Origin of the sequence: Rhodoluna sp. (assembly GCF_049276775.1) — a bacterium.
Classification (GTDB): domain Bacteria; phylum Actinomycetota; class Actinomycetes; order Actinomycetales; family Microbacteriaceae; genus Rhodoluna.
In genome coordinates this window covers 1-2,367 of record NZ_JBASXC010000043.1, presented here as the reverse complement: position 1 = coordinate 2,367, position 2,367 = coordinate 1, and the positions used below count along the sequence as shown (strand labels likewise).

At 52.9% G+C, this 2,367-nt stretch carries 2 protein-coding genes and 1 pseudogene; 1 reads left to right on the top strand and 2 read right to left on the bottom strand.

Annotated features, from left to right (window positions below):
* Positions 1-196: pseudogene (locus WAO31_RS03275) on the top strand (ABC transporter ATP-binding protein); the annotation flags it as partial.
* Here WAO31_RS03275 and WAO31_RS03270 read toward each other — a convergent pair.
* Complete coding sequence (locus tag WAO31_RS03270) at positions 193-1,059, bottom strand: MurR/RpiR family transcriptional regulator (protein WP_509590218.1); 867 nt, start codon at positions 1,057-1,059, stop codon at positions 193-195. The pseudogene WAO31_RS03275 and the gene WAO31_RS03270 overlap by 4 nt on opposite strands.
* Positions 1,052-2,053 carry a serine hydrolase domain-containing protein gene (locus WAO31_RS03265; RefSeq protein WP_509590215.1) on the bottom strand — a complete coding sequence of 334 codons (1,002 nt, stop codon included), beginning with the start codon at positions 2,051-2,053 and terminating at the stop codon, positions 1,052-1,054. Before WAO31_RS03265 ends, WAO31_RS03270 begins: the two co-directional genes overlap by 8 nt.
* Positions 2,054-2,367 lie beyond the last annotated feature (314 nt).

Below are 2,367 nucleotides of genomic sequence, written 5' to 3'. Positions count from 1 at the left end.
AGGAAGGCTCAACCTCAGTTATCTCTTTATTAGCCACGACCTTGCAGTCGTAAGAATGATTTCTCACTATGTCCACGTCATGAAAGACGGAGAGATAGTTGAGAGTGGAACGCCCACCGAACTGTTTGAGAACCCACAGACCGACTACACCAAGCAGCTACTCTCGGCAATTCCCAACCCTGACAGGCGCAGCTAGCTCTGAATCCTGTTACCTCTGACCGCAAGATAGGTTCGCTCCAGTAATACCTCGGCCGACTCGAGCCTCAGCTGCATAATCCTGACGAACAGAAAGTCGACAAGAGCAAGCTGGGCAATTCGACTGGACATGGCCCCTGAGCGATAACGAGTCTCTTTCGCTGCGGTCGTAAGAGCAAAGTCCGCAGCCTTGGCTATCGGAGAATCCGGGAAGTTTGTGATGGCAACGGTCCTGGCCCCACTTCGGTTCATAATCTGCAGCACCTCCAGGCTTTCGGGTGTTATGCCGGAGTGCGAGAAGACAATGCCGACATCGTCTTTGGTCATGAGCGCCGAAGAGGTGATTGCCTGGTGGTTGTCTGGAGAATCAAAAGCAAGAAAGCCAATGCGGTGAAGCTTTTGACGAAGATCTTGACTAGCTAGAGAGCTTGAGCCAAGGCCGAACAGCTCGATCCTCCTAGCCTCAGTGAGGGCGGTCACCACCGCTTCAACTTGCTCTAGGTCCAAGCTGGCACCAGTCTGCTGAATTGCCTCAACCTCGTGGAAGACGGTTTTCGCAATGACCTCCTGGAGCGAGTCATTTGGGTCAATCTCGTCCTTATCAATCGAGAAGTTCTCGCGAGCAGCCCTTCTCTGCTCCGATGCGACCGATACGGCCAAACGGAAGTCCGTGAATGAGGTGTAGCCAATCTCGTCACAAAACCTCACCACTGATGCGGTAGAGATTCCCACATGCTTAGCAAGCTCGGCAATTGTGCTGTTTGCCGCTTCTTCAGGCTTATCGAGCACAAAGTCTGCAATCTTCGCCTGGGCTGGTCGCATGCTCGGCTTCGACTGCGAAATTTTGGTAAACAGGTCAGCCATCATGCCTCCCTACCCACTCAGCAAAAGACACATACACCTCTGCCATTTGCTCTCTGGTCGTGTCGCATTGAAGGCGGTTAGTAAGTAGCACGCCACTAACCGATGTTTCTGGGTTCGTCATGGCGAGGGTTCCGGTGAAGCCAGAGTGAGAGTAGAAGTGAGATGCGCTCCCCAGCCGCCCCACATCTTGAAAGCGGAAACCAATTGCCTGCTCCCACTCGGAGCTTGCCGAAGGCGTGAAGAGCTCACGCCTGACACCAGCAGTGATCACAGCACTATCGCCACCGGCAAGAGCATTCAAAAACCTTGCCACCTGCGAAGAGTTAGCGAAAAGCCCGGCGTTGCCTGAAATGCCATCTAGAGCCCTTGCGCGAGGATCATGCACCTTCCCAGGTGGCACATCCTCCTTTGGCTCTTTGGCAGTCACAATTTCATACCGCTCGCCAGATGGATTGAAAACGGTTTCATCAAGGCCCAGCGGGTCTAACAGTCTTGCTCTGAGGATTTGATCAAAGGTGGTGCCGTATTTCTGTTCAACGCTCATTGCATACATCGAATAGCCGGTGCAGGAGTAGACAAGCTCCCCGCGCTGCTGTGGTGAAGGAGCTAGTTCATACAACTTTGAGATTGTGCTTGCCCTTGTTGACTGCTCTTCCCACCAAGGTGGGAGTCCACTAACGTGAGTCAGTAGCTCACGCGAGGTGGTTTGAGAAAGCTCTGCTCCAACAGCAACCCAGTCACCGATTGGAGCATCCAGGTCAACCTCACCGGCATCGTGCAAGAAACTTGCAAGTGTCGCCGTGTAAAGCTTTGTCACCGATGCCAGATCAAAGAGGCTGTCAGGTGTCACGGAAGCTGCCTCTGCAGATGCACTAAGGCGACCACCGTGCCCGGTTTCAATTACCTGACCTGAGTGCATGAGCGTGTACTGGTAGCCAGAAAAGCGGCCTTGTGGCTTTGGCCAGGTGTGCAATTCAAGGACCTCTTGAATCATCGGCACCTCCCCAGCCTCACGTTACATTTTGAGAAATAAAATTACATTTCGAATTTACTCCTCGAGTCCCTGTTGGGCAACCCTTCGGCCGTTGTAATCACCACTTCTCTGACTCACCGAGTCCGGTAATTGACTCCTAATGGACGCCCTTGAACTAGTCCTGAACCTCAACAGGTCGCTGGATATCGAGAAACAGGTCATAACCGCCGTGCACGAGCTTTGTGAGCTTCGCATCGCATGTCACATCACCACCAAGCTCTTCTAGGAACTCCATGATGTAGCCCTCGTCCTCATAGGGAATATGGCCGAGAGTT

What these genes read in the sequence shown, in the direction of transcription:
- WAO31_RS03270 (WP_509590218.1), bottom strand. Translation starts at nt 1,059, where the DNA reads ATGGCTGACCTGTTTACCAAAATTTCGCAGTCGAAGCCGAGCATGCGA.
- WAO31_RS03265 (WP_509590215.1), bottom strand. Translation starts at nt 2,053, where the DNA reads ATGATTCAAGAGGTCCTTGAATTGCACACCTGGCCAAAGCCACAAGGC.